Below are 20676 nucleotides of genomic sequence, written 5' to 3'. Positions count from 1 at the left end.
GACACTAGTCCACGGTTGATGTGTACCGACTTCACAAGTATCGGCTCACGTCTGTTCCGGCAGGATGTGCTCCCCCGTCTTGTCGGTGCTCAGCGACAGCGACGAGATGTAGAGCGTCTCCCCGTTCGGCCCCTTCTTGGCCGACGCGATCATGTCCGGCCGCTCGAACTCCATTCCCGACACCGAGCACAGCAGCGTCGCGTCGGACGGGTTGCCGTACTCGTCGAACATCGGCAGGTCGATGCCGTCGTCGGTGCGCCGCAGGTAGTACTTGCACTTGGTCGCGATCGCCAGCACGGGCGGCAGCACGATCGCCAGTACCAGCGCCACGATGGGCGAGTACGGCTTGATCGCCGGCCCGAACGCCCCGAAGAACACGAGGATGGACAGGATCGCGGACACCGCCATGGAACCGAAACCGACGGGGTTCACCGCGTAGAGCATCCCCCTGCGGAACTCCGGCACCTTCGGGGACAGCTTCAGCAAGTACTTGTTGAACACGATGTCGGAGGCGACCACCGCGATCCAGGCGATACCGCAGTTCGCGTAGAACCCGAGGATGTTGTTGAGGAAGTCGAACATGTTGGCTTCCATCAGGATCAACGCGATCGCGAGGTTGAACAGCACGAAGACCAGTCGTCCGGGGTAGGACTTGGTGACGCGGGTGTACGAGTTGGTCCACGCCAGGGAGCCCGAGTACGCGTTGGTCACGTTGATCTTGATCTGCGAGATGACGACGAGCACCACGGCGAGGGTCATGGCGAGCCAGCCCGGCATGAAGTTCTCGTAGATCTCGAGGAACTGGTGCACCGGCTCGTTGGCGATCGACGATCCGTCGACCACGTTCGCGATGAGGTACACGGCGAGGAAGAGTCCGACGATCTGCTTGAGCGCACCGAAGATGACCCAGCCCGGCCCCGCGAGCAGGACGGCCGTCCACCAGCGACGCGAGTTCTCCGGCGTCTTGGGCGGCATGAAGCGCAGGTAGTCGATCTGCTCCGCGATCTGAGCGATCAACGAGAGGCAGACACCCGCGGCCAGCATGACGGATCCGAGGTTCACACCGGTGCCGGCGGCACCGTCGGCACCCCCGTAGGCCATGAACTGACCGATGGAGTCGGGGTTGCTCACCACGAGATAGACGAACGGCAGCACCATGAGGATCAGCCACAGCGGGGTCGTCCACACCTGCAGTGTGGCGAGCGCCTTCATGCCGTAGATGACCAACGGGATGACCATCAGGGTGGACACCGCGTACCCGATGGGCAGCGGGATGTTCAGCCCCAGTTCGAGGCCCTGGGCCATGATCGACCCTTCGAGCGCGAAGAAGATGAACGTGAACGTCGCGAAGATGACGTTGGTGACCACCGACCCGTAGTAGCCGAATCCGCTTCCGCGCGTGATCAGATCGAGGTCGATGTTGTAGCGCGCCGCGTAGTAGGCGAGCGGCAGACCCGTCAGGAAGATGACGACGGCGAACACCAGGATTCCCCACAGCGCGTTGCCGGTGCCGTAGGAGATGCCGATGTTGGCGCCGATGGCGAAGTCCGCGAGATAGGCGATTCCGCCGAGAGCCGACGTCGCCACGACGCCGGTCCCCCACTTGCGGTAGCTGCGCGGGGCGAAGCGCAGCGTGTAGTCCTCGAGCGTCTCCTTCAGTGCCGCCGACTGCTTCTGACTGTCGGACGTGAGCGTGGAGTCGGGTGGAACGTCTCCGAGAGCGGTCATGGTCGGGTGCCTCCGGTCGTGTCGCACGCCGTGGCGGCGCGATGCGAGATGACCGTAGGAACGCTGTGTTGCCGGACTGTACGCACTCTGTGTCGAGTGCGTTACGTGGTGCCGGGGTGTCGCCTTTGTCCGAATCGGCAGGTCAGCGACCCCGATGTCGTCACTGGCCCTGGAAGACCGGGCGTCGCTTCTCCTTGCGCGCGATCCGCGCCTCCACGGCGTCGTTGCTCGCCCAGGCGGCCGCGAACGCGTCGAGCTGCGTGGCGTTCGCCTCGTCACGTGTGCCGTCGTCGTTGAAGACGAGTTTGAGGTGACGCAGCGACAGTGGCGCCAGCTGCGCGATCTCCTCGGCCCACGCGTGCGCGACGTCGAGGTCGCCGAGTTTGTTGGCCAGTCCGCACGCCAGCGCCTGCTCGGCGGACAACTGCTCGGCACCCAGGAGCACCGTCCGGGCGGGACCGCCGCCGGCCAGCGACACCAGCCGCTTGACGGTCCAGTTGTCCACGGCGATGGCCAACCGGGTGGAGGGAATGGCGAAGAAGGCGCCCGAGTCGACCACCCGCAGGTCTGCGGCGATGGCCAACTGCGTGCCCGCACCCACAGCAGGCCCGTTCACGGCGGCGATGACCGGGACCGACACGGTCTGGAGCGCGCGGTTCATCGACAGCAGCGCCTCGGGGAACTCGTCGGCGATGGCTTCGCCCGACAGATCGGCGCCCGCGCAGAAGCTCGTGCCCTCGCCGGTGATCACGACGACGCGGGTGCCGTCCGCCTCGGCACCCTCCACCGCCTCACGCACTTCGGTGCACAGAGCCGTGTTCAGAGCGTTGCGGCGCTCCGGTCGCTGCAGTTCCACGGTGAGAACCGCGCCGTTCCTGGTGATACCAATGGTCACGTTGTGTCTTCTCTCTGCGTGGAACGAAGTGTTCTGTGAGACCCCCTTACGCGAATTTACCGGGTGCGGAGCCCTGACTGGTGTACTGGACGGGTGCAACACGTCGACGTCGCAGTGATCGGTGCCGGGCAGGCCGGTCTGTCCGCGGCCTATTTCCTGCAGCGAGCGGGGCTGCGGGCATGGGACGACTACGTCGTGCTCGACGGTGCGCCGGCTCCCGGTGGGGCGTGGCAGTTCCGCTGGCCCTCCCTGACCCTCGAGACCGTCAACGGGGTGCACGACCTCCCGGGCATGGCGTTCGCGGACACGCTGGCCCCCGACGTCGACCCCGCGCACGTGCCCGCGTCGTCGGCGGTGCCCGAGTACTACGCGGCGTACGAGAAGCACTTCGCGCTGCCCGTGCGGCGGCCGGGACGGGTGTCGGTCGTCTGCGACCGACACGAGACGACGATGCGGTACCGGGTGGAGGCCGAGCAGGGCGACGTCCACGCACGGGGCTTGATCAACTGCACCGGCACCTGGGAGCACCCGTTCGTCCCGCGCTACCCCGGCATGGAGACGTTCACGGGGCGCCAACTGCACACGCGCGACTACGACTCGGCGGAGGAGTTCCGCGGCGAGCACGTCGTCGTCGTCGGAGGCGGGATCTCCGCGGTGCAGTTGCTCGACGAGATCTCACGCGTGACCACCACGACGTGGGTGACCCGCCGCGAGCCCGTCTTCCTCGAGCGGGACTTCACACCCGAGGTGGGCCGCGCTGCCGTCGCGCAGGTCGAGGATCGAGTGCGCCGCGGACTGCCGCCAGGATCGGTGGTGTCGGTGACCGGTCTGATCCTCACCCCCAGCTTGCGCGAGGCCCGCGATCGCGGCGTCCTGGTACGGCGGCCCATGTTCGCGGAGGTCACACCCGACGGAGTGCGGTGGGACGACGGCACCGCCACCCGGGCGGACGTCATCCTGTGGGCCACCGGGTTTCGCAGCGCGCTCGATCACCTCGCGCCACTCCGACTGCGCGGGCCGGGCGGCGGCATCACGATGACCGGCGCGTCGGCCACTCGAGTGGCCGCGCGGCCCAGCGTCCATCTGATCGGATACGGTCCGTCGGCCAGCACCATCGGCGCCAACCGTGCGGGACGCACGGCCGTGCGGGAACTACTTCAGGAGCTGGGCGAGACGTGAGTGCCGTGGTCCGTGTCGACGACCTGTCCGCCTATCGCGGCGAGCGCACGCTGTTCGACGGTCTCGACCTCACCGTCGGACCCGGCGACGTCGTCGGGCTGGTCGGCGCGAACGGAGCCGGCAAGTCGACGCTGCTCGGCCTGCTGGCGGGCACGGCGACCGGGGTCGACCACGACGGCACGGTCACGCTCACCCCGTCGGACGCCACCGTCGGCCACCTGGCGCAGGAGGTCTCCCGCGTTCCCGGTGAGACCGTCGAGATGTTCCTGCAGCGCCGCACCGGAGTGCGCGCGGCCGAGGACGCGATGAACGCGGCGGCGGAGACGCTCGGCGACGCGAGCGCGTCGGACGATCTCTACACACCGGCACTGGAGCGGTGGTTGGCGCTCGGCGGCGCCGATCTGCCCGAGCGAGCCGAGTCGGTGCTCGCCGGCCTGGGCCTGGACGCGGCGCTCGACACCGAGATGTCCGCCCTGTCCGGTGGGCAGGCGGCCCGCGCATCACTCGCGGGAATCCTGTTGGCGCGCTACGACGTCCTGCTTCTCGACGAGCCCACCAACGATCTGGATCTCGCGGGACTGGACCAGCTCGAGAACTTCGTGACGAGTACCCAGTGCGCCGTGATGATCGTCAGTCACGATCGTGAGTTCCTGGCGCGCACCGTCACCGGCATCGTCGAGCTGGACCTGGCGCAGCAGCAGATAGCGGTCTACGACGGCGGGTACGAGGCCTACCTCGTCGAGCGCGACGTGGCGCGCCGTCACGCACGGGAAGAGTTCGAGCAGTACGCCGACACCAGGTCCGGGCTCGAGGATCGCGCTCGGATGCAACGGAACTGGCTCGAGCACGGCGTGCGGAACGCTCGACGCAAGAGCAAGGACAACGACAAGGCGAGCCGGAAGGTCCGCGCCGAATCGACGGAGAAGCAAGCCGCGAAGGCGCGCCAGACCCAGCGACGCATCGAACGGCTCGACGTCGTCGAGGAGCCGCGCAAGGAGTGGGAACTGCGCATGGAGATCGCGGCGGCGCCCCGCAGCGGCAGCGTCGTGGTCTCCGTGAACTCCGCCGTCGTGGAGCGGGGGGCGTTCCGGCTCGGGCCGGTGACGGCACAGATCGACGCCGGGGACCGCATCGTCGTCACCGGCGCCAACGGCTCGGGCAAGACAACCCTGCTGCACCTGCTGCTGGGCCGCATCACGCCGACCAGTGGATCCGTGAGCATCGGTTCCGGAGTCGAGATCGGCGAGATGGACCAGGCGCGTTCGGCTTTCGACGGACCCGACTCGGTCGCCGACGCGCTGGCAGCCTCCGTTCCGGACTGGCCGGACGCCGACGTCCGCACACTCCTGGCGAAGTTCGGTCTCCGCGGACAGGCCGCCCTGCGGCCGTCGGCATCCCTGTCCCCCGGCGAGCGCACCCGAGCGGGACTCGCGCTGCTGCAGGCACGAGGGGTGAACCTGCTCGTGCTCGACGAGCCCACCAACCACCTCGACGTCCCCGCCATCGAGCAGCTCGAATCGGCACTGGAGACCTACGAGGGAACGATGCTCCTGGTCACCCACGACCGGCGGATGCTCGACTCGGTGCGCAGCACGCGCCGGTGGACCGTCGCGCAGGGCGTTCTGCACCAGGACTGAGCGATCGTGTGGTTCAGCGCGCGCTCGCGCGAACAGTGCTGCCTCCGGTATTGACACATCGTTGGGTTTATACAACACTTCGATATATGAGTCCGGTCAAACGCGGGACCACGCTCCCCATCCACAACCGCATCGGTGTGCTGCGCGCCGAGCGTCGGATGACCCGCGCCCAGCTCGCGGAACTCGTCGAGGTCAACCCGCAGACGGTCGGCGCACTCGAACGCGGCGACCACTACCCGAGCCTCGATCTCGCGATGCGCATCTGCGACGTGTTCGGGCTGCCGGTCGAGGCGGTGTTCTCGCGTACCGAGTTCGCGCCGCTGTCCACGGAGGTCTACCGACGCACCCAGCCCGAGGAAGGGACACCACGATGAGTGACACCGTTCTGGACCGCTATCAGGCGTTCCGCACCCGTCGATACCTGCAGAACGAGGCGCGGTACGCGCACTACCTCCCCGGCTGGCGCACCAGGTCACGGCGCCGGCTGCTGGTGTGGATTCTCGTCGCCTCGCTCGTCGCGCTCGCGGCATCGTCGATCTTCATTCTCGTCGGGCCCGAGTGGGCGCCGCTCACCTGGCTTCCCGGCGCGATCCTCATGAGCGTGTCGTGGACGACGCTGCAGATCGTCACCGGCCGCCGCAGCGATGCTCCCGCCGATGCGCTCGACGAGTGGGACCTGGAACGTCGCAACGCGGCTCGCTCGATCGGGTTCGCGATCACCCAGGGCGCGGTGACGGTTCCGGCGCTCGCACTGGTGTGGGCGACCACCTTCACCGACGATCCCCGACTGGCACTCGGTGGCGGATTCATCATACTGAGTGGTCTACTTGTCGGGATCTGCTCTCCCGGCATCATCCTCGCCTGGACGGCGCCGGTCGACGAACCGGACGAATTCCCCACTCCCACACCCCACTCCCCCGAGAAAGGATCAGCATGAGCGGCTCGACTCTCGAGATCGACGACCTGCACAAGAGATACGGCGAGACCGTCGCACTCGACGGCGTCGGGTTCACCGTGAATCCCGGCGAGGTGTTCGGGTTCGTCGGCAGCAACGGTGCCGGCAAGACCACGACGATGCGCATCACCCTCGGCGTGCTGGGAGCCGATTCGGGAGAGGCACGCCTGAACGGGCAGCCCATCGACCTGAACGTGCGCCGCACCATCGGGTACATGCCGGAGGAGCGTGGGCTGTACCCGAAGATGAAGGTGGGGGCGCAGCTGAAGTACCTGGCCGAGCTGCACGGGCTGTCCACGTCCGACGCCTCCGCCGCGGTCGCGACCTGGACCGAGCGCCTCGGCATCGACGGCCGGGTGAACGACACGGTCGATTCACTGTCACTGGGAAACCAGCAGCGAGTCCAGTTGGCCGCAGCCCTGATTCACGATCCCGCCGTCCTGGTGCTGGACGAACCCTTCTCGGGTCTCGACCCCGTGGCCGTCGACACCATGAGCGAGGTGCTTCTCGAGAAGGCCCGCACCGGTGTCCCCGTGCTGTTCTCGAGCCACCAGCTCGATCTGGTGCAGCGCCTGTGCGATCGGGTCGGCATCATCGGTTCCGGCCGGATGAAGGCCGTGGGCAACGTCGACGAACTGCGCGGCAAGTCCGGCACCACCCTCGAGGTGCACGCCCCGGCCGCTCCCGCCGGCTGGGCCGACGCGCTGACCGGGGTCACCACCGTGTCGCACTCCGACGGGCGCACCAGCCTGTCGTTGGCGCCCGAGGCGGACGACCAGGCGGTGCTCGCCGCAGCGCTCGCCACCGGACCCGTGCACGAGTTCGCCCGCAGCACACCGTCCCTGACCGACCTGTACCGAGAGGTAGTGGCATGAGCGAGAAGTCGACCACCCGATCACCGCTCTCGGCGGGACGAGCCATCGCGCTCGTCGCCCGGCGCGAGTTCGACGTCCAGGTGCGGAAGAAGAGCTTCCTGATCTCCAACGCCATCGTGCTGCTGGTCATCGTCGGCGGCATCGTCGCGTTCTCGATCTTCTCCGGCGGCAGCGACTCCGAGGACCGGACGCCCCTCGGGCTGGTCGGTGACCAAAGCCTGTCCCAGACCCTCACCGCGGTGGGCGATCAACTCGGCGCTCCCGTCGAGGTCCGCGAGATCGGCTCGGCGGACGAGGCTCGCACGCAGGTCACCGACGGCGACGTGGACGTGGCGCTCGTCCCCGGGACCGGCGGCGCGTACACGGCCGTCACCGAGGACACCGTCGACGGCACCCTGAAGGCCGTCATCGACAGCGCGGTCGCCGCGCAGGCGCAGAACGACGCCCTCACCGGGCTGGGAGTCGATCCCGCCACCGTCACCTCGGCGACGAGCGCCGCCACGGTCACGGTCGAGGCCGTCGATCCGCCCGATCCCGCACAGGGTCAACGACTCGCGCTGAGTTTCATCGCCGTCATCCTGCTGTACGCCCAGATCATCACTTTCGGCATGTACGTCGCGATGGGTGTCGTGGAGGAGAAGTCGTCCCGGGTCGTCGAACTGCTGCTCTCCACCGTGCGCCCGCTGCAGCTGCTGTGGGGCAAGGTGATCGGCATCGGTGTGGTCGGACTGGTGCAGCTCACCGCGTACGGCGCCGCCGGCCTCATCGCGGGCACGGCCACCGGCACGCTCACGGTCACCGGTACCGCCGTCAGCGTCTTCGTCTCCACCATCGGCTGGTTCGTGCTGGGCTTCGCGTTCTTCGCGGTGCTCTACGCCGCCGGCGGCTCCATGGTGTCGCGCCAGGAGGACGTCAACTCGACGACCATGCCGCTGCTGATCGTGATCCTGGCGATGTTCTTCGCGGCGTTCTCGTCCATCGACGACCCGGGAGCGACACTGCCGACCGTCCTGTCGTGGATTCCCCCGTTCTCCGCCATCCTCATGCCGCTGCGCATCGCGGCGGGCGTCGCGGACCCGATCCAGATCGTCGGCACCATCGTGCTGATGATCGTCGCCACCCTGGTTCTCGCCGTCGTCGCGGCCAAGATCTACCAGCGCTCCATCCTGCGCATCGGCCGCACGGTGTCCTGGAAGGAGGCGCTCGGGCGCGCCTGATCGCACGCCATACTGAGCGCATGACGACCTCGGCGCAGCAGTTCCTCGACGCGGTGCTCGATCCCGGGACGTTTCTCTCGTGGGATCGGGCACCGCTCGTCGTCGCGGCGGACGAACAGTACCTCGCCGACCTCGAGCGCGCACGAACCCGGAGCGGAGTGGACGAGGCGGTCCTGACGGGTGCGGGCACCGTCGGCGGGCGGCGCGTCGCCGTGGTGGTGTGCGAGTTCGCGTTCCTCGCCGGATCCATCGGTGTGGCCGCGGCGGAGCGCATCACCCTGGCCGTGGAACGCGCCACGGCGGAGCGGCTTCCGCTGATCGCGTCCCCCACTTCCGGCGGCACGCGCATGCAGGAGGGCACCGCGGCGTTCGTGCAGATGGTGAAGATCGCCGCGGCGGTGACCCTGCACAAGGACCTCGGCCTGCCCTACCTCGTCCATCTCCGGCACCCCACGACGGGCGGCGTGTTCGCGTCGTGGGGATCGCTCGGCCACGTCACGTTCGCCGAACCCGGTGCCCTCATCGGGTTCCTCGGACCGCGGGTCTACCAGGCCCTCTACGGCCAGGACTTCCCCGAGGGCGTGCAGACGGCCGAGAACCTGTTCCGCTGCGGCGTGATCGACGCGGTCGTCCGTCCCGCCGATGTCCGCGGCGTCCTCGAACGGGTCCTGGTGGTTCTGCAGGACGAACCGGAGGCGACCCCCGAGAACGCGGAGCCGTCCGACGAAGGTGCGGACACCTCCGTGTCGGCGTGGCACTCGGTTCTCCTCAGTCGGCGCGACGATCGGCCCGGTGTGCGAGAGCTGCTGGCGACGAACGTCTCTCATCACATCCCGCTGAGCGGGACGGGGCGCGGCGACTTCGACTCCACCGTGACCCTGTCCCTCACCCGGTTCCGCGGACGATCGTGCGTCGTGTTCGGGCAGGATCGCACCGGGCAGACGCCGGAGAACACCATGGGTCCGGGCGCTCTCCGAGAAGCGTTGCGCGGCATGCGTCTCGCGGAGCAATTGGGCCTGCCGCTGGTCCTGGTGATCGACACGCTCGGCGCATCGCTCTCACGTGAGGCCGAGGAGCACGGGTTGGCTCCCGGAATCGCGCGCTGCATCTCGACGCTGATCACGCTGCGCACTCCCACTGTGTCGGTCCTGCTGGGGCAGGGCACCGGCGGCGGCGCGCTCGCACTGCTTCCCGCCGACCGCGTCGTGGCCGCGCAGCACGCGTGGCTGGCGCCGCTCCCGCCGGAAGGGGCGAGTGCCATCGTGCACCGCGACACCGCACACGCGCCCGCGATGGCCGAGGCGCAGGGCATCCGGCCCGTCGACCTCCGGTCGGCCCGGATCGTCGACACCATCGTGCCCGAGGACCCGGATGCCGCCGACGAACCGCACCGGTTCATGGGTCGCCTCGGGACCGCGATCGCCCGCGAACTCGACACCGTCACCGCCCTCGACCCGGGCGTCCGACAGTCCGAGCGACTGCGTCGGTTCAGGACGCTGGGGCAGTAGCCTTCGCGCGGTGCCGCCGGACCGCGTCGCGGTTGGAACAGGCCGTGCCGCAGTACCGTTGGCGACCGGTACGGGAGAAGTCGGCGTAGACACGGTCGCAGTCGTCCGCCGAACACCGACCGAGACGGTGCATGCCGCGGCCCACCAGATGCAGCGCGGTACCGACGCTCACCAGCGCGCGCACGACGTCCGCGAGCGGCAGATCCGGATCCCGGTAGTGCAGGTGCCAGCCGTCGTCGGCGTGGTTCGTCAACCTCGGGTATGCCGAGGTCTGCGCGAGCAACGCGTTCAGTGCGAGCGCCCGTTGCTCGTGCGTCGGCGCGTCGACCACGCCGAGCCACTCCTCGAAGAACACCTCCGCGCGGGCCAGATCGGTGTGCATGGCCACCGTGTCGTCGGACATGCCCGCCTCGAGGCACCGGCTCTCGAACTCCACCGCATCGGTCGGGGGCGAGTTCACGATGTCGACGGCCAGCCGGACCGCATATTCTCCGTAAGGGTTGAGGTGCACATGACCATTACAGCAGACTCGTCGTCATGAGCACCGTGGAATGTCTGCATCGATGGACGGTCGAGTCCCGCCACCGCACCAGCGAGGGCACCGTCGTCTATCACCGGTGCCACTGCGGACGGCACCGCGTCACCCGGGAGACCCCGGTCCAGGAAGCGGTCGGGATCAGCTCCCCGACGTACCGGCCATGACGGGAACCATCACCGCCACGGTGACCGCGGTGTAGACGTCCTGCACCGCCTTGCGCACGGCATCGCTCGCCCACTCCCCCTGCGCGATGTCCTTGGCACGGTTCTTCACCGCGCGCTTGTCCGCATCGGGAAAGACCTTGTGCGTCGCGTCGATCGCCGACAGCAACGCCACCACCGCGGACGTCCGCGCATCGGGATCGAGACCGTCGATCAGGACGGAGTGCAGCGTCTCGCGGACCCGGTCCTCGTGCGACGAATCGAGCGTCGGCCACGTGGTGGTGGGGAAAAGCCCCAGGACCTTGCCCTTCTCCTCGCCGACGAACCCCCGCTCGACGACGCGGGCGACCACCTGCTCGCGAATGTCCTTGTGCAACTTCTCGACGGCCGACTTCGGCGTCATCGGACGTTTGGCCGTCTCGATCGCCTCCACGGCCCGCTCGAGTATCGGATCCGACACCGTTCGAGCGCCGGACACCGCGAGCCGGCCCTTCTTCGTCGTCTCGTTGTCGCCGGCCACCGACACGGTGCCGTCCATCGCGAGCTCGAGGATCACCGCGCCGGCGAGCACCCGCGGCAGCTTGGTGCTGTCGACGACGGGCTTGCCCGTTCCGTCGTCCAGCAGAAGAAGCAGCAGATCCTCGGCAATCAGGGTCATGTCTCGACCTTACGGAAGTGCGGCCGAGATTACAGTCGGCTCATGACCGAATCGGGCGCCTACCGCCAGGCCTACGACGCCGCTGCCGCCGACCCCGACGCCTTCTGGCTCGAGGCGGCGCGGGCGATCGACTGGGACGTCGCGCCGACCATCGCCCTGGACTCGTCGAACGCACCCTTCCACCGCTGGTTCCCGGACGGTCGACTGAACACGTGCGTCAACGCGCTCGACCGCCACGTCGCGGCCGGTGCCGGCCATCGGACCGCGCTGATCCACGATTCCGCCATGACGGGCGCTCGCGTGTCGTTCACCTACTCCGAACTCCTCGACCGGGTGTCCCGCTTCGCGGGGGCGCTCGCCGCTCGCGGCGTCGGTTCGGGTGATCGCGTCGTGCTCTACATGCCGATGATTCCGGAGGCCGTCGTCGCGATGCTCGCCTGTGCGCGCCTCGGTGCGGTCCACTCGGTGGTGTTCGGCGGGTTCGCCGCGAAGGAACTGGCCGCGCGCATCGACGACGCGGATCCCGTCGCGATCGTGACCGCCACGGGTGGTCTCGAACCCGGACGCACCGTCGACTACGTGACACCCGTCGCCGCGGCCCTCGCCATGTCGACGTCGTCCCCGCGTGCGGTCTTCCTCACGCGCCGACCGGAGATCGACATCGAGGCGCCTGGCGACTGGCTGGACTTCCATCGGGAACTCGACGCCGCGACCCCCGCGGATCCCGTGTCGGTCGCGGCGACCGATCCGCTCTACATCCTCTACACCTCGGGCACCACCGGGAAGCCGAAGGGCGTCGTCCGGGACAACGGCGGACACGCCGTCGCGCTGCGCTGGTCGATGACCAACATCTACGACGTCGGACCCGGCCAGGTCATGTGGACCGCCTCGGACGTGGGCTGGGTGGTCGGCCACAGCTACATCGTCTACGGCCCGTTGCTGGCCGGAGCGACGACGGTGCTGTACGAGGGCAAGCCCGTCGGCACCCCCGACGCGGGCGCGTTCTGGCGAGTGATCGAGGACTACGGGGTGCGTGCGCTGTTCACGGCGCCCACGGCACTGCGCGCCGTACGCAAGGTCGATCCGGAGGCCGCGCTGCTGCGCGATCACGACGTGTCGTCCCTGGAAACCCTGTTCGTCGCCGGCGAGCGCCTGGATCCGGACACCTTCGCGTGGGCGTCCCGCATCCTGGACCGACCGGTGGTCGACCACTGGTGGCAGACCGAGACGGGGTGGGCTATCTGCGCGAATCTCCGCGGGCTGGAACCGATGCCGCTGAAGTCGGGCTCACCGACGGTGCCGGTGCCCGGGTTCCACGTCGGCATCGTCGACGGTTCGGGGGCCGAGGTACCCGCCGGCACCGAGGGCAACATCGTGCTCGAACTTCCCCTGCCGCCCGGCACACTCGCCGGACTCTGGCAGGACGACGACCGGTTCCTGTCGTCGTATCTCGCCGCGTTCGACGGGTACTACCTCACCGGCGATTCGGGCTACGTCGACGAGGACGGCTACGTCTACGTCCTGGGGCGCACCGACGACGTCATCAACGTCGCGGGGCACCGATTGTCCACGGGCAGTATCGAAGCCGTCGTCGGCGCCCACCCTGCCGTCGCCGAGTGCGCCGTGATCGGCATCCACGACGAGACGAAGGGTCAACGGCCCAGCGCCTACGTCGTGCTCAAGACCGGCGTGGACATCGACGACGACACCCTGCGCTCCGAACTCGTCGCGGCCGTTCGCGAGGACATCGGCGCCGTTGCCACGTTCCGTGACGTGACCGTCGTACAGGCGTTGCCCAAGACACGCTCGGGCAAGATCCTGCGCAAGACGATGCGCCAGATGGTCGACGGCGACGAGGTGGTGGTGCCGTCGACCATCGAGGACGCGTCCGTGCTCGACGCCCTGGCGGCCCTCTTCAGGCCCTGAACGGACCGCACAGTCAAGACTTGAGCGCGCCGAAGCGTCGGAGCGCTTCCTTCCGCTCGTGCTTGTGGTCGACGATCGGCTCGGGATAGTCCTCCGGCCGTCCGTTCTTCAGAGCGTGCACGGCTTTACCCTCGACACCGCGGAGCTCGGGAACCCAGCGACGCACGTAGTCGCCGTTCGGGTCGAACTTCTCGCCCTGCGTCGTGGGGTTGAACACCCGGAAGTACGGCGACGCATCGGTTCCCGTGCCCGCGGTCCACTGCCACCCGTGCTGGTTGCTGGCGATGTCGCCGTCCATCAGGTGCTGCAGGAAGAAGCGTGCACCCCGCCACCACGGCAGGTGCAGGTCCTTCACCAGGAAGGATGCGACGATCATCCGCACCCTGTTGTGCATCCAGTTCTCCGAGACCAGTTGGCGCATGCCCGCGTCGACGATGGGGAAGCCCGTCGTGCCGTCGCACCACGCCTGGAAGAGCTCGTCCGCGTGCGGCCCGGAGTCGAGCTCGATCTTGTCGAACCTCTTGTCGTAGTTCTCCCGAGCGCTGTCCGGTCGGCGAAAGAGGATGTCGGCGTAGAAGTCTCGGAAGCACAACTCGCGTCGGTACGCCTCCGAGCCGTCGTTCTTCAGTGAGGCCAGATCGGCCAGCATGGTGCGCGGATGGATGGTCCCGTACTTCAGGTGCACCGACATCCGGCTGGTGCTGTCCTTGTCCGGACGGTTGCGCTCGTCGTCGTACCCGGTCGCACGGTCGTCGCGGAAGTCCGCCCACGAGGACAGCGCCGCCTGCTCGCCGGCCTCGACGTCCGCACGGGTCTTCTCCGTCGGAATGGTCACTCGCTTGCGGCCGCCCGACACGTCGTCCGGATCGATCCACGACGCCGACGACGCGGAGGTGTCGGCGGGGCCGCGCCAGCCGTGGTCCTGCCAGCGGCGGTAGAACGGCGTGAAGACCTTGAAACCCTCGCCGTCGTCCTTGACGATGCGGCCGGGCGACACCGCGTACGGCGACCCCGTCCGCACCAGGTCGACCTTCTCGGCGACGGCGTCGTCGCGGCGTCGACCGTACGGACCGTAGTCCTCGCTCACGTGCACGGCGCCCGCTCCCACGGCCTTCGCCACGGCCGGAACCGCGGCCACCGGATCGCCCTTCACCACCATCAGGCGGCCGCCGAGCTGATCGTCCAGCGCTGTCAACGACCGGAACAGCACGTCGCGGCGCGCGGCACCCGACGGGCCGAGGAGGTGATCGTCGAGCACGAACAGCGCCAGCACGTCCCGGCCGTCCTCGGCGGCGTGGGCCAGTGCCGGGTGGTCACCGAGGCGCAGGTCGCGGCGGAACCACAGGACGGAGGGTGCAGAAGAGCTCATGACAGACGTTCGTACCCGTTCCGCGCCCCGGCCGAACGTCAGGGTCCGGTGTAGGCCGGCTCGGCCGGAAGCACCTGCGTCTGGATCTGCGCGTCCACCAGGCCGGCGATGGCGGTGGGCGCGGTACGCAGCGGGCCGAGCGGATCGGTTCCGGGCGGAGTGAGCTGGAGACAACTCTGCGTGCCCACCCTCGACTCGACGGCCGGGCCGTCGTTGTCCAACGCGTCGGCCAGCATCGCGATCGCCGTGGCGTCCGACGGAAGCAGGACGTGGGAGACGTACTTCAGGGGGCAGACGTCCTGGATCACCAGATTCGACGCCCCTGCCATCGCGCCGGCGATCGGAGCCGGTCGGACCAGCTCGTCGAATGCCGTCGAGATCGTGGTGGCCGACGTGCCCGCCGGGAACGGCGTCGACGTCAGTGCGGCCATGAAGTCGGACCCCTCGGAGAACTGCCAGATGGGCGCCGCACAGCCGCCCAGCGCCGCGCACACCGCATCGGTGTCCTGCGGAGCACCCACCGGAGCGAGCCCGACCACGTCGTCCACCACCGCGGCGACCTCGGGATCGGACTTCACCGCCCACGCCGCGAGAGTTCCGCCCTGGCTGTGGCCGACCAGATCGACCGGGCCACCGCGGGTGTTCGCGGTGCGCAGCACGGCGTCCACGACGAAGCGGGTGCTGATCTGCACGTCGACCGTCGCGCGCCGAGGTAGTTCCACCGTGCAGAACGGTCGACCGGTCTGCGTGAGCCACGGTTCGAGCACCGCGCCGAAGTCCTCGACACTGTTCGTCCAGGTGCCGTGCACCAACACCACAGGGTCCTCCGCCGCACCCGCGACGTCGCCGCTGCACGCGTAGGTGGAGCCGACGGCCGGGTCGGCGGGCGCTGCGACCGCCGTGACGGCGCTGACCACCACCGTCGCCGCCACCGCGGTCAGGACCAACCCGACCCGAACCGGTAGCGCGAACAACGACCCTGCATTCCACCCTGACGATCCTGATCCCGACGACCCCATGCCGCATCACCCCCGACGGGGAAGCTACCGCCCGCCGGAGGTGGTGCCGCACGGAAAACGGACATTCGGCACGCCTCGAGTGAATGTCACCAGCGCGCCGCGTGCATCACAGGACGAACAACATCTCCTGGTAGGTCGGCAGCGGCCACAGGTCGTCGGCGACGATGTCCTCGAGCTGATCGGCCGCCGCCCGCACCTCCGCCATGGCCGGAAGGAGTGCGTCCCTGGCGTGGGTGGCCTCGCCGAGCGCGTCGTGCCCGGTGTCGGCGTCCAGCGCGCCCTTCAGCGTCGCCAGCCCGGCCCGCAGAGCCGCGAGCGGCACGGACACGGTGTCCAGCGGTGCCCTGTCGATCTCCACGCCCACCGCCTGCAGCGCGGCCAGGTTCTGGGCGACCTCCGTCTGGTACCGCACTGCTGCCGGCAGCACGATGGTGGTGCCCATCTCGAGCGTCAACCGAGCCTCCACACCGATGGTGAGTGCGTACTGCTCGAGCCCGATCTCGTAGCGGCTGTGCATCTCTCGCGAGTTGAACACGTCGTACTTCGAGAAGAGGGCCAGTGCCTCGTCGGTGATGAGCTCCGGCAATCCGTCCAGAGTCGTGCGCAGGTTGGCGAGACCCCGCGCCTCCGCCTCGATGGGCCAGTTCTCCGAGTACCCGTCACCGTTGAAGACGACGGCCCCGTGGTCGGTGATGATCTGCGTCAACAGATTCTGGACCGCAGTGTCGAAGTCGACGCCGTCCGCGACGGCCGTCTCGAGCTCGGTGGCCATGTGGTCGAGCGACTCGGCCATGATCGTGTTGATGACGACCATCGGCTCGTTCACCGTCTGCATCGACCCCGGAGCGCGGAACTCGAATCGGTTGCCGGTGAACGCGAACGGGCTCGTACGGTTGCGGTCGCCCGGATCGGTGGGCAGCACGGGTAGCGTGTCCGCCCCGATCATCATGGTGCCCTTGCCCTTCGAGGACGTCGCCGCGCCCTTGGCGATCTGGTCGAAGACGTCGGCGAGCTGGTCACCCAGGAAGATCGAGATGATGGCCGGCGGAGCCTCGTTCGCGCCGAGTCGGTGATCGTTCGTGGCCGACGCCACCGATGCGCGCAGCAGCCCGGCGTACTTGTGCACCGCGCGGATCACCGCGGCACAGAAGACGAGGAACTGTGCGTTGTCGTGCGGGGTGTCCCCCGGGACCAGGAGGCTGCCGAGCTCCGAGTTGCCCAACGAGAAGTTGACGTGCTTACCCGACCCGTTGACGCCCTCGAACGGCTTCTCGTGGAACAGGATCTCCATGCCGTGCTTCTTGGCGATGGTCTTGAACGTCGTCATGAGCAGTTGCTGGTGATCCGCGGCGATGTTGCCGCGCTCGAACATCGGCGCGATCTCGAACTGTCCGGGCGCCACCTCGTTGTGCCGGGTCTTGGCCGGGATGCCGAGCTTGAACAGTTCGCGCTCGGTGTCCATCATGAAGCCCAGGACGCGTTCGGGAATCGCGCCGAAATAGTGGTCGTCGAACTCCTGGCCCTTGGGCGGCTTCGCACCGAACAGGGTGCGCCCCGCGTTGAGCAGATCCGGACGCGCCAGGAAGAAGTGCCGGTCGACGAGGAAGTACTCCTGCTCCGGTCCGCAGAAGGACACGACGTGCTCGGGATCCTCGTGTCCGAAGAGCGTCAGGATGCGCTCGGCGTGCCGGCCCATCGCCTGCTGGGAGCGCAGCAGACCCGTCTTGTGGTCCAGTGCCTCACCGGTCATCGACACGAACACCGTCGGGATGCACAGCGTGTTGCCGTTCGGATTCTCGAGGACGTACGCCGGGCTGGTGACGTCCCACCCCGTGTAACCACGCGCCTCGAAGGTGTTGCGCAGACCGCCGTTCGGGAAACTCGACGCGTCGGGTTCGCCCTGGATCAGCGTCTTGCCGGCGAACTCCGCCAACGCGGAACCGTCCGACACCGGCTCGAGGAAACTGTCGTGCTTCTCCGCCGTCAGACCCGTCAGCGGGTAGAACACGTGCGCGTAGTGCGTCGCCCCCTTCTCGATGGCCCAGTCCTTCATCGCGGACGCCACCGCGTCGGCCACCATCGGATCGAGCGGCGCACCGTGCTCGATCGTCTTCATCACCGACTTGTAGACCGACTTCGGCAGGCGCTTCTGCATCACCACGCGGTTGAACACGTTCTCGCCGAAGACCTGACCCGGAGTCTCCGTGTCGGTGTAGCTGACGGCGGGAGGCTGGTACGCCTCGACCGCTCGCAGAGCCTGGAGACGGACCGTGTTCGCGCTCATCGTGATACCCCTTGCATGCTCGACCCCGACCGCGCTGGATGCACCGACGGCTTCGAGAGACGATAGAGACGCTCTGTTCCGGGAAGATTGCGCAGACGTGACCACCGCGATCGTTCCCGGCCCGGCCGGTTGTGTGCACTGATCCGCGGTGAGCGCGGATCACTGCACACAGGTCGACTCACGTGGCGCGGGGCGCATCCGCACACCACGGTCGTTCCGGCACAATCGACGGATGACCGCTCCGGACCAGCCCACCGTCCTCGTGGTGGACGACGACGTCGACGTGCTGGCCTCGATCGAGCGCGGACTGCGGCTGTCCGGGTTCACCGTGCTCACCGCTCGCGACGGCGCCGCCGCTCTCGACCTCGTCGGTGCGCAGGATCCGGACGTCGTGGTGCTGGACATGAACATGCCCGTCCTCGACGGCAATGGCGTGGTCACCGCATTGCGCGCCCGCGGCAACGACGTCCCGGTGTGCGTCCTGAGCGCGCGCAGTTCCGTCGACGACCGCATCGCGGGCCTCGAGTCCGGCGCCGACGACTACCTGACCAAGCCGTTCGTCCTCGCCGAACTGGTGGCACGCATCAACGCGATGCTGCGCCGCCGCGGCACCATCGGTACCAGCGTCCCGGCCACTGCCGCCGTGGTGGTCGGGCCGCTGAGCCTCGACGAGCCGGGCCACCGCGCCACCATCGACGGGCGGCCCCTCGACCTCACGAAGCGCGAGTTCGAACTCCTCGCCGTCCTCGCGCACAACGCGGGAGTGGTGCTCAGCCGAGAGCGGCTCCTGGAACTGGTGTGGGGGTACGACTTCGTCGCCGACACCAACGTCGTCGACGTCTTCGTCGGGTACCTGCGCCGGAAGCTGGAGAGCGGTGGGGTGCCACGGATCCTGCACACCGTCCGCGGCGTCGGCTTCGTCCTGCGCACGGCTTCATGAAGCTCCTCCGGCCTTCCCGGCGCATGACGACCGGCCTCCGGCCTTCCCGGCGCATGACGACCGGCCTCCGGCCTTCCCGGGTCTTCTCGCTGCGCGCCCGCGTGGCCGCCGCCACCGCCCTGGGCGCCCTCATCATCGTCTCGCTCGTCGGTTGGTACGTCGCAGCGGCCATCTCCCGCAACAACATCCTGCAGCTCGACCGTCGGCTCGAGACAGCGTCGGAGGTGGTGGTACCGCGTGCGCAGACATTCGAGATGTTCCTCGGGAGCCTGAGCAGGTCCGAGGCCTTCGCCATCACGATCAGGCAGACCGATCAGGTGCGGGCCAGTACTCAGCCGCAGCTCCCCGCGATGCCGCTCGGTTCGGCGACCGCCGACGTCGACGGCACCCCGTTCCGCGTCTACACCGCCGCGGTGCCGGACCGGACGGACGTCACCGTGTCCATCGCGGTGCCGTTGTCGGAGGCGCAGGACATCACCGACGACCAGCAGCGGCAGGTGCTGCAGGCCGGCGCTCTGGCGGTCGGCGCGTCGACGGCACTCGGCTGGATCCTCGGCGGACGGGCAGTTCGCCCGTTGATGAGGCTCACGCACGACGTCGCGAAGGACCCGCCGACACCACCCCGCAAGTCGACGGGTGTGCGGGAGGCGGACGCCCTCGCGGCCGCCGTCGGCGACATGCTGCAGCGAGTGTCGGACGCCCAGGCGCGCACCGAGAGCGCCCTCGAGACGGCCCGCGACTTCGCCGCCGTGTCGGCGCACGAGCTGCGGACGCCGCTGACCGCCATGCGTACCGACATCGAGGTGCTGCGCACGCTCGATCTCTCGGCCGAGCAGCGGCAGGAGATCCTCGACGACCTGCAGCGCACGCAGGGCCGGGTGGAATCGACTCTCGCCGCGCTGGAACGGCTCGCCACCGGAGAGCTGACCACCGACGCGGACCGGGTGAGCGTGGACGTCGTGGAGGTCGCCGACCTCGTCGCACGGGACGCCGCGCGGACGTTGCCGGAGACGCGGGTGCGGGTGGAGGCCGACGGGCCGGTGTCCGCCCTGGGCCATCCCACGGGACTACGGTTGGCGCTCGACAACGCCGTGCTCAATGCCGTGCGTCACGGCGGCGCGACGACCGTGGTGATCAGCGTGGCGCGCACGGCGGCGGGTGCGCGAATCAGCGTGGACGACAACGGGTCCGGCGTCCCGGAGGACGAGCGGGAACGTGTCTTCGGACGCTTCGAGCGCGGATCACGGGCCGCGGCGGGCGGATCCGGACTCGGGCTCGCACTGGTCGCCCAGCAGGCTCACCTGCACGGTGGAACGGTGCATCTGGAGGCGAGCCCGCTGGGCGGTGCGAGGTTGGTGCTCGACGTGGCGTGAGCCCGTCGAATCTGCGGAGCAGAGGTCAGGCGTTCAGCAGATCGATGACGAAGACGAGGGTCTTGCCCGACAGCCGATGTCCGGCGCCTGCGGGGCCGTAGGCGAGCTCCGGCGGGATGGTGAGCTGACGGCGTCCGCCGACCTTCATGCCGGGAATGCCGTCCTGCCAGCCCTGGATGAGGCCGCGCAGCGGGAAGGTGATGGACTCGCCGCGGTTCCAGGACGAGTCGAACTCCTCGCCGCTCTCGAACTCGACGCCCACGTAGTGGACCTCGACGGTGCCGCCGGGAACGGCTTCCGCGCCGTCACCGACCGTGATGTCCTGGACCACGAGGTCGGTAGGAGGGGGGCCGGCCTGGAACTCGATCTCGGGCTTGGTCACGATGAACTCCTGTAGTCGACTGATACCGAACG

The 20676-nt window shown here is 68.7% G+C and carries 18 protein-coding genes; 10 read left to right on the top strand and 8 right to left on the bottom strand.

The window, feature by feature from the left end; all coding sequences use genetic code 11:
* Window positions 1-45: 45 nt before the first annotated feature.
* Both HQ308_RS13455 and HQ308_RS13450 read right to left on the bottom strand, forming a co-directional pair.
* Window positions 46-1728 (bottom strand): cytosine permease, encoded by a 1683-nt coding sequence (locus HQ308_RS13455; RefSeq protein WP_222646656.1) that lies wholly within the window; start codon window positions 1726-1728, stop codon window positions 46-48.
* A 160-nt stretch (window positions 1729-1888) separates the two neighbouring features.
* A complete protein-coding gene (locus HQ308_RS13450; protein ID WP_027504192.1) occupies window positions 1889-2623 on the bottom strand; it encodes an enoyl-CoA hydratase in 735 nt (244 codons plus the stop codon).
* A 93-nt stretch (window positions 2624-2716) separates the two neighbouring features.
* Here HQ308_RS13450 and HQ308_RS13445 point away from each other — a divergent pair, with 93 nt between their 5' ends.
* The 7 genes from HQ308_RS13445 (at window position 2717) to HQ308_RS13415 (ending at window position 9994) form a co-directional block, all read left to right on the top strand.
* Window positions 2717-3802, top strand: a complete 1086-nt coding sequence (locus HQ308_RS13445; protein ID WP_222646655.1) for an NAD(P)-binding domain-containing protein — start codon at window positions 2717-2719, stop codon at window positions 3800-3802.
* Window positions 3799-5439, top strand: a complete 1641-nt coding sequence (locus tag HQ308_RS13440; RefSeq protein ID WP_056446899.1) for an ABC-F family ATP-binding cassette domain-containing protein — start codon at window positions 3799-3801, stop codon at window positions 5437-5439. The genes HQ308_RS13445 and HQ308_RS13440 overlap by 4 nt, the downstream gene beginning before the upstream one ends.
* Window positions 5440-5525: 86 nt before the next feature.
* Window positions 5526-5813 (top strand): helix-turn-helix transcriptional regulator, encoded by a 288-nt coding sequence (locus tag HQ308_RS13435; protein ID WP_027504195.1) that lies wholly within the window; start codon window positions 5526-5528, stop codon window positions 5811-5813.
* A complete protein-coding gene (locus HQ308_RS13430; protein ID WP_037183974.1) occupies window positions 5810-6376 on the top strand; it encodes a hypothetical protein in 567 nt (188 codons plus the stop codon). The genes HQ308_RS13435 and HQ308_RS13430 overlap by 4 nt, the downstream gene beginning before the upstream one ends.
* Window positions 6373-7269 (top strand): ABC transporter ATP-binding protein, encoded by an 897-nt coding sequence (locus HQ308_RS13425; protein ID WP_027504196.1) that lies wholly within the window; start codon window positions 6373-6375, stop codon window positions 7267-7269. The genes HQ308_RS13430 and HQ308_RS13425 overlap by 4 nt, the downstream gene beginning before the upstream one ends.
* Window positions 7266-8486, top strand: coding sequence for an ABC transporter permease (locus HQ308_RS13420; RefSeq protein ID WP_027504197.1), 1221 nt, complete (start codon window positions 7266-7268; stop codon window positions 8484-8486). Before HQ308_RS13425 ends, HQ308_RS13420 begins: the two co-directional genes overlap by 4 nt.
* A 20-nt stretch (window positions 8487-8506) precedes the next feature.
* The gene (locus tag HQ308_RS13415; RefSeq protein ID WP_222646654.1) at window positions 8507-9994 is read left to right on the top strand and encodes a carboxyl transferase domain-containing protein; all 1488 of its coding nucleotides are present in this window, start codon (window positions 8507-8509) and stop codon (window positions 9992-9994) included.
* On the opposite strand, the gene HQ308_RS13410 is transcribed toward HQ308_RS13415, so the two are convergent.
* On the bottom strand, window positions 9975-10505 hold the full coding sequence (locus HQ308_RS13410) for a CGNR zinc finger domain-containing protein (protein ID WP_027504199.1): 531 nt from the start codon (window positions 10503-10505) through the stop codon (window positions 9975-9977). The two genes, HQ308_RS13415 and HQ308_RS13410, sit on opposite strands and share 20 nt — an antisense overlap.
* A 165-nt stretch (window positions 10506-10670) precedes the next feature.
* On the bottom strand, window positions 10671-11351 hold the full coding sequence (locus tag HQ308_RS13405) for a GPP34 family phosphoprotein (RefSeq protein ID WP_222640862.1): 681 nt from the start codon (window positions 11349-11351) through the stop codon (window positions 10671-10673).
* A 42-nt stretch (window positions 11352-11393) separates the two neighbouring features.
* Here HQ308_RS13405 and HQ308_RS13400 point away from each other — a divergent pair, with 42 nt between their 5' ends.
* The gene (locus HQ308_RS13400; RefSeq protein WP_222646653.1) at window positions 11394-13277 is read left to right on the top strand and encodes an AMP-binding protein; all 1884 of its coding nucleotides are present in this window, start codon (window positions 11394-11396) and stop codon (window positions 13275-13277) included.
* A 13-nt stretch (window positions 13278-13290) separates the two neighbouring features.
* On the opposite strand, the gene HQ308_RS13395 is transcribed toward HQ308_RS13400, so the two are convergent.
* The 3 genes from HQ308_RS13395 to HQ308_RS13385 form a co-directional block, all read right to left on the bottom strand.
* Window positions 13291-14646: a deoxyribodipyrimidine photo-lyase gene (locus tag HQ308_RS13395; RefSeq protein ID WP_222646652.1), complete on the bottom strand. Its 1356-nt coding sequence runs from the start codon at window positions 14644-14646 to the stop codon at window positions 13291-13293.
* A 38-nt stretch (window positions 14647-14684) separates the two neighbouring features.
* A complete protein-coding gene (locus tag HQ308_RS13390) occupies window positions 14685-15620 on the bottom strand; it encodes a triacylglycerol lipase (RefSeq protein ID WP_222646651.1) in 936 nt (311 codons plus the stop codon).
* Window positions 15621-15771: 151 nt separating this feature from the next.
* Window positions 15772-17949, bottom strand: a complete 2178-nt coding sequence (locus HQ308_RS13385) for a glutamine synthetase III (protein WP_222646650.1) — start codon at window positions 17947-17949, stop codon at window positions 15772-15774.
* A 232-nt stretch (window positions 17950-18181) separates the two neighbouring features.
* On the opposite strand from HQ308_RS13385, the gene HQ308_RS13380 reads away from it, so the two are divergent.
* Window positions 18182-18889, top strand: coding sequence for a response regulator transcription factor (locus HQ308_RS13380; protein ID WP_222646649.1), 708 nt, complete (start codon window positions 18182-18184; stop codon window positions 18887-18889).
* Between the two features lie 53 nt (window positions 18890-18942).
* Complete coding sequence (locus HQ308_RS13375) at window positions 18943-20262, top strand: sensor histidine kinase KdpD (RefSeq protein ID WP_200933721.1); 1320 nt, start codon at window positions 18943-18945, stop codon at window positions 20260-20262.
* A gap of 25 nt (window positions 20263-20287) precedes the next feature.
* Here the strand turns inward: HQ308_RS13375 and HQ308_RS13370 are convergent, their stop codons facing one another.
* On the bottom strand, window positions 20288-20644 hold the full coding sequence (locus HQ308_RS13370) for an FKBP-type peptidyl-prolyl cis-trans isomerase (protein WP_027504206.1): 357 nt from the start codon (window positions 20642-20644) through the stop codon (window positions 20288-20290).
* Between the last annotated feature and the right edge of the window lie 32 nt (window positions 20645-20676).

Origin of the sequence: Rhodococcus sp. BP-241 (assembly GCF_019836145.1) — a bacterium.
Lineage (GTDB): Bacteria > Actinomycetota > Actinomycetes > Mycobacteriales > Mycobacteriaceae > Rhodococcoides.
The sequence above is the reverse complement of the archived record's forward strand: the minus strand, read 5'-3'. Positions and strand labels throughout refer to the sequence as shown.

Bases quoted from the DNA above. Each gene is read 5' to 3' on its own strand.
- HQ308_RS13455 (WP_222646656.1), bottom strand. From the start codon at position 1,728: ATGACCGCTCTCGGAGACGTTCCACCCGACTCCACGCTCACGTCCGAC.
- HQ308_RS13435 (WP_027504195.1), top strand. From the start codon at position 5,526: ATGAGTCCGGTCAAACGCGGGACCACGCTCCCCATCCACAACCGCATC.
- HQ308_RS13430 (WP_037183974.1), top strand. From the start codon at position 5,810: ATGAGTGACACCGTTCTGGACCGCTATCAGGCGTTCCGCACCCGTCGA.
- HQ308_RS13425 (WP_027504196.1), top strand. From the start codon at position 6,373: ATGAGCGGCTCGACTCTCGAGATCGACGACCTGCACAAGAGATACGGC.
- HQ308_RS13420 (WP_027504197.1), top strand. From the start codon at position 7,266: ATGAGCGAGAAGTCGACCACCCGATCACCGCTCTCGGCGGGACGAGCC.
- HQ308_RS13415 (WP_222646654.1), top strand. From the start codon at position 8,507: ATGACGACCTCGGCGCAGCAGTTCCTCGACGCGGTGCTCGATCCCGGG.
- HQ308_RS13405 (WP_222640862.1), bottom strand. From the start codon at position 11,351: ATGACCCTGATTGCCGAGGATCTGCTGCTTCTTCTGCTGGACGACGGA.
- HQ308_RS13400 (WP_222646653.1), top strand. From the start codon at position 11,394: ATGACCGAATCGGGCGCCTACCGCCAGGCCTACGACGCCGCTGCCGCC.
- HQ308_RS13395 (WP_222646652.1), bottom strand. From the start codon at position 14,646: ATGAGCTCTTCTGCACCCTCCGTCCTGTGGTTCCGCCGCGACCTGCGC.
- HQ308_RS13385 (WP_222646650.1), bottom strand. From the start codon at position 17,949: ATGAGCGCGAACACGGTCCGTCTCCAGGCTCTGCGAGCGGTCGAGGCG.
- HQ308_RS13380 (WP_222646649.1), top strand. From the start codon at position 18,182: ATGACCGCTCCGGACCAGCCCACCGTCCTCGTGGTGGACGACGACGTC.
- HQ308_RS13375 (WP_200933721.1), top strand. From the start codon at position 18,943: ATGACGACCGGCCTCCGGCCTTCCCGGGTCTTCTCGCTGCGCGCCCGC.